Source organism: Klebsiella sp. MS 92-3 (genome assembly GCF_000195655.1).
In the GTDB taxonomy this organism is placed as follows: Bacteria; Pseudomonadota; Gammaproteobacteria; order Enterobacterales; family Enterobacteriaceae; genus Klebsiella; species Klebsiella pneumoniae.
On sequence record NZ_GL882775.1, the window covers coordinates 56410 to 62339 of the forward strand.

At 59.8% G+C, this 5930-nt stretch carries 4 protein-coding genes and 1 pseudogene; 3 read left to right on the plus strand and 2 right to left on the minus strand.

Annotated features, from left to right (window positions below; genetic code table 11):
- The first annotated feature begins 85 nt into the window (after positions 1–85).
- The 3 genes and pseudogenes from HMPREF9538_RS19015 to tilS all read left to right on the plus strand — a co-directional run.
- On the plus strand, positions 86–2239 hold the full coding sequence (locus HMPREF9538_RS19015; protein ID WP_002889384.1) for a lysine decarboxylase LdcC: 2154 nt from the start codon (positions 86–88) through the stop codon (positions 2237–2239).
- A gap of 46 nt (positions 2240–2285) precedes the next feature.
- Positions 2286–2675: a VOC family protein gene (locus tag HMPREF9538_RS19010; protein ID WP_002889387.1), complete on the plus strand. Its 390-nt coding sequence runs from the start codon at positions 2286–2288 to the stop codon at positions 2673–2675.
- Positions 2676–2728: 53 nt separating this feature from the next.
- Positions 2729–3751 (plus strand): annotated as a pseudogene (gene tilS, locus HMPREF9538_RS19005) (tRNA lysidine(34) synthetase TilS); the annotation flags it as partial.
- 33 nt (positions 3752–3784) lie between these two features.
- Here tilS and HMPREF9538_RS19000 read toward each other — a convergent pair.
- Entirely contained in the window at positions 3785–5089 is a 1305-nt protein-coding gene (locus tag HMPREF9538_RS19000; protein WP_004146012.1) for an MFS transporter, read from the minus strand.
- Positions 5090–5208: 119 nt separating this feature from the next.
- Positions 5209–5796: a molybdopterin adenylyltransferase gene (gene mog, locus HMPREF9538_RS18995; protein ID WP_002887898.1), complete on the minus strand. Its 588-nt coding sequence runs from the start codon at positions 5794–5796 to the stop codon at positions 5209–5211.
- Between the last annotated feature and the right edge of the window lie 134 nt (positions 5797–5930).

Here is a 5930-nt window from a genome sequence, read left to right on the forward strand (position 1 = left end):
CCGGATTTTCCGGCCCTTTTTTTATGTGCGATGCGCCCGGGGGATTGCTATGATGCTTGACTTAGGTGAATACCAGGAGGAAAGCGTGAATATCATCGCCATCATGGGGCCTCACGGCGTCTACCACAAAGACGAGCCGATCAAAGAACTGGAAGCGGCGCTGCAGCGCCAGGGCTTCCAGACCATCTGGCCGCAAAACAGCGCCGACCTGCTGCAGTTTATCGAGCACAACCCGCGCATCTGCGGGGTGATCTTCGACTGGGATGAATACAGCGTCGATCTGTGCAGCGATATCAATCAGCTCAATGAATACCTTCCTCTGTACGCCTTTATTAACGCCCACTCGACGATGGATGTCAGCAGTCAGGATTTGCGCATGACGCTGTGGTTCTTCGAATATGCGCTGGGACTCTCCGAAGAGATCGCCACCCGCATTGGGCAGTACACCCGCGAGTACCTGGAGAATATCACTCCGCCGTTTACCCGCGCGCTGTTCAACTATGTCCAGGAGGGAAAATATACCTTCTGTACGCCGGGCCATATGGGCGGCAGCGCCTATCAGAAAAGCCCGGTGGGCTGCCTGTTCTATGATTTTTTTGGCGGGAATACGCTGAAGGCGGATGTCTCGATTTCGGTCACCGAGCTGGGCTCCCTGCTGGATCATACCGGCCCGCACCTGGAGGCGGAGGAGTATATCGCGCGCGCCTTTGGCGCCGAGCAAAGCTATATGGTGACCAACGGCACCTCGACGTCCAATAAAATTGTCGGCATGTACTCGGCGCCCGCCGGCAGCACCCTGCTGATTGACCGTAACTGTCACAAATCGCTGGCCCACCTGCTGATGATGAGCGATGTGGTTCCCCTGTGGCTGAAGCCGACCCGCAACGCGCTGGGGATCCTCGGCGGTATCCCCCGGCGCGAATTTACCCGCGACAGCATTCAGCAGAAAGTGCGCGACACGGGCGGGGCGCAGTGGCCCGTGCATGCGGTGATCACCAACTCCACCTACGATGGTCTGCTCTATAACACCACCTGGCTTAAGGAGACGCTCGATGTCCCGTCGATCCATTTCGATTCCGCCTGGGTGCCCTATACCCATTTCCATCCGATATATCAGGGGAAAAGCGGTATGAGCGGGGAGCGGATCCCCGGGAAAGTCATCTTCGAGACGCAGTCGACGCATAAGATGCTGGCCGCGCTGTCGCAGGCCTCGCTGATCCACATTAAAGGCAACTATGATGAAGAGACCTTTAACGAAGCCTTTATGATGCATACCTCTACGTCGCCGAGCTACCCCATCGTCGCGTCGATTGAGACCGCGGCGGCGATGCTGCGCGGCAACTCCGGTAAACGTCTGATCCAGCGCTCCATTGAGCGGGCGCTGGACTTCCGCAAAGAGGTGCAGCGACTGCGCGAGGAGTCGGACGGCTGGTTCTTTGATATCTGGCAGCCGGAAGCCGTGGATAAAGCCGAGTGCTGGCCGGTAGCGCCGGGCGAGGACTGGCACGGTTTCAAAGATGCCGATGCGGATCATATGTATCTCGATCCGGTGAAGGTCACCATTCTGACGCCGGGCATGGACGAGCAGGGGAATATGGATGAAGAGGGGATCCCGGCGGCGCTGGTGGCGAAGTTCCTCGACGAGCGGGGCGTGGTGGTAGAGAAAACAGGCCCCTACAATCTGCTGTTCCTGTTCAGTATCGGCATCGATAAAACCCGGGCGATGGGGCTGCTGCGCGGCCTGACCGAGTTTAAACGCGCCTACGATCTCAATCTGCGGGTGAAAAATATGCTGCCGGATCTGTACGCCGAAGATCCCGACTTCTACCGCAACATGCGGATCCAGGATCTGGCGCAGGGGATCCACCGCTTGATCCGTCAGCATCAGCTGCCGCAGCTGATGCTCAGCGCCTTTGACGTCCTGCCGGAAATGAAAATGACGCCGCATCACGCCTGGCAGCGCCAGATAAAGGGGGAGGTGGAAACTATTGAACTGGAGAACCTGGTGGGGCGGATTTCGGCCAACATGATCCTCCCTTATCCGCCGGGGGTTCCGCTGCTGATGCCGGGAGAGATGATCACCGAGGAAAGCCGGGCGGTGCTCGATTTTCTGCTGATGCTTTGCTCTATCGGCCGTCATTACCCGGGCTTTGAGACCGATATTCACGGCGCCAAGCGCGATGAGGACGGTGTGTATCGGGTACGAGTCTTAAAAAATGACGAAAGGCTTGCGCGTTAACGGCGCGCACGAGTAACGTGGCTGGCTTAACAGAAGGAGTTTAACCATGCTGGGTTTGAAACGGGTTCACCATATTGCCATCATTGCGACCGACTACGCCCGCAGTAAAGCGTTCTATTGCGATATTCTGGGGTTTACGCTGCAAAGTGAGTTTTATCGCGCCGAGCGCGATTCCTGGAAAGGCGATCTGGCGCTCAACGGCGAGTATGTGATTGAGTTGTTCTCGTTCCCGTTTCCGCCAGCCCGCCCCAGTCGTCCGGAAGCCTGCGGGCTGCGTCATCTGGCCTTTAGCGTGGATGATATCGACGCCGCGGTAGCCCATCTCACCGCGCATGGCGTGGAGTGCGAAGCGATTCGTGTCGATCCCTTTACCGGTAAACGCTTTACCTTCTTTAGCGATCCGGACGACCTGCCGCTGGAAATATATCAGCAGTAAATCTTGCCAGCGCGGCCCTGGCCCGGTAACGTGCCGGGCCATCACTTCTCGGTATGTTCGTGGATATGACGGCTGATATTGCGCATACGCTTCATCCCCATCGCCAGCTGCTGGTGGCCTTCAGCGGCGGTCTGGACTCGACGGTTCTTCTGCATCAGCTGGTGCTGCTGCGGGAACAGGATCCCTCGCTGACGCTGCGGGCGGTGCATGTTCACCACGGCCTTAGCGTCCACGCAGACGACTGGGTGGCGCATTGTCGGCAGATTTGCCAGCAGTGGCAGGTGCCGCTGGGGGTGCATCACGTGACGTTAGCCCGGGGAGGGCTGGGCGTCGAGGCCCACGCTCGTGCGGCGCGCTATCAGGCCTTTCAGGATACGCTCAATGCCGGCGAGGTGTTAGTGACCGCCCAGCACCAGGACGATCAGTGCGAAACCCTGCTGCTGGCGTTAAAACGCGGCAGCGGTCCTACCGGCCTGTCGGCGATGGCGCCATCCTCTGTCTTTGCCGGCAGTCGACTGCTGCGTCCTCTCCTCAATGAAACCCGCGAATCACTACGCCAGTGGGCGCTCGCCCATCAGCTGTCGTGGATCGAAGATGAGAGTAATCAGGATGATACCTATGACCGCAATTTCCTGCGCCTGCGGGTGATCCCGGTGCTGCGCGAGCGTTGGCCGCACTTTAGCGAGGCCGTCGCCCGCAGCGCCAGCCTGTGCGCCGAGCAGGAACAACTGCTGGACGAGATGTTGGCGGCGGAGCTGGCGTCGCTGGTGGCCGAAGATGGCTCGCTGGCTATCGCGCCGCTGGCGACGATGAGTCCGCCGCGCCGAGCGGCGCTGCTGCGTCGCTGGCTCGCCGGGCAGCAGGCGCCGATGCCCGCCCGCGAGGTGCCTGAGCGCCTCTGGCACGAGGTGGCGCTGGCGCGGGAAGATGCCAGCCCCTGTCTGCGGCTGGGGGAATTTACCGTCCGCCGTTTTCAACAGCGTTTGTACTGGGTGAAGTATCTTCCCGGTCAGACGGACAGCGTTCAGCGCTGGCCCGACTGGCCCCCCCCCCGCCGCGGCCGGGGGGGGGGGGGGGGGCAGGTCATTATCAGCATCAGCTAGCCATCGTTAACGCTGCAGCTCCCCTTCCGGCATCCCCGTCGGCGCCGTCAACTCCTGACGCAGCCAGATACCTAATCCCAGCCCCATCAGCGACAGGGCCAGCACATACCAGGCCGGCGCCATCGGCGACACCCCCATCAGCATGGTGACCGCAATCGGCGTCAGGCCGCCAAAGATCGCGTACGACAGGTTGTAGGAGAAAGAGATGCCGGTGAAGCGTACTTCCGCCGGGAAGGCCCGCACCATCACATAGGGCACCGCCCCCACCACGCCGACGCACAGCCCCACCGTACCGTAGAGCAGAAACAGCCGCTGCGGGCTGGCGCCGGCAAGATGGTAAAATGCCCAGCTGGCAACCGCCAGCAGCAGGCTGCCGACGATAAAAGTGCGGCTGGCGCCGAAGCGGTCCGCCGCCAGCCCGGCGAGCAGACAGCCGATGCACAACATAATGGTGGCGATGCTGTTGGCCTGCAGGGTAATGGCCGGCGCAAAACCATAGTGCTTCTGCAGCCAGACCGGCGACATCAGGATCACCACCACCACGCCAGCCGACAGCAGCCAGGTCAGCAGCATAGAGATCACCACCGCCTTCTGGTGCTTGAGCGCCACCGCTTTTACCGGCAGCTCCTGCGCCAGCGCTTTGCGCTGCTGCATCTCAAGAAAAATCGGCGTCTCCTGCAGCCAGCGGCGCAGATACATCGCTATCAGACCAAATACGCCGCCCAGCAGGAAGGGGATCCGCCAGCCGCCGTCGTGGATCCCCTGCGGCGTCAGACTGGTATTGATAAGCGTGGCCACCACCGACCCCAGCAGAATGCCAACCGTCAGGCCGGCCGTCAGCGTGCCGCAGGCGATACCAATGCGTTTTTCCGGGACATGCTCAGCGACAAACACCCAGGCGCCTGGAACTTCACCGCCGATCGCCGCTCCCTGCAGAATACGCATCAGCAGCAATAGCAGCGGGGCGATGATACCTACCGAGCTATAGGTCGGTAGCAGACCGATCGCCAGGGTTGGCAGCGCCATCAGCAGGATGCTGAGGGTGAACATTTTCTTGCGCCCCACCAGATCGCCAAAGTGGGCCATGATGATGCCCCCCAGCGGACGCGCCAGGTAACCGGCGGCGAAAATGCCAAAAGTTTGCACCTGGCGCAGCCATTCGGGAATATCCGCAGGGAAGAAGAGCTCGCCGACGACGGCGGCGAAGAAAACGAAAATGATAAAGTCATAAAACTCCAGCGCGCCGCCCAGGGCGGCCAGCGTCAGCGTTTTATAATCCTGGCGGTTGAGCGGTCGGTTTGCATATGACATAACGCAATTTCATCCTGAGGTGTGCAGCGTGTTTTATAGTGTGTAAAGTAAAAATCACTATATCGTAAATAAAACGGCACACCATTAGCGATGCAGGTTATATCAAAAATGCATCAAATTCAGGATAAAGTTTCGCGTCTGGCGCTCTTGGGACGAAAAGCTTCTACTACACGGCCATCGGTTTCCACATAAGGCCCTTCAAGCAACTGTACACAATAAGGTACACTTGCGAAAATACCGTGCACCAGCACGTTGCCGTCAGCATCTTTCACCCCTTCCAGAGTCTCCTGAATTGCTTTCGGTTGCCCGGGAAGGTTGAGGATCAGCGCCTGCTTGCGGATCACACCGACCTGCCGGGAAAGGATAGCCGTCGGCACAAAGTGTAGGCTAACCTGGCGCATTTGCTCGCCGAAGCCCGGCATCTCGCGATCGGCGATCGCCAGCGTTGCGTCGGGCGTCACATCGCGACGCGCAGGGCCGGTTCCGCCGGTGGTCAGCACCAGATGGCACCCCATTTCGTCAACCAGTTCGCACAGCGTTTGCTCAATGATGGCCTGCTCATCCGGAATCAGACGGGTTTGCAGCTCGAAAGGGGTGGTCAGGGCACGTGCCAGCCACTCTTCCAGTGCCGGGATGCCTTTGTCCTGATAGACGCCGCTGGAGGCGCGATCGGAAATGGAAACTAAGCCGATTCGTAAGGTATTCATGGTTATTCCGTTCAAACTGTGGCGTTAAACGAAATGATACACTGCCGGAGGCGGGACAGACAGTGTAATGGGGGCGGCGGGGGGGGGGCCCCCCCCCCGCCCCGGGCAGTTTTGACCATGTCTATCCCCCCAGA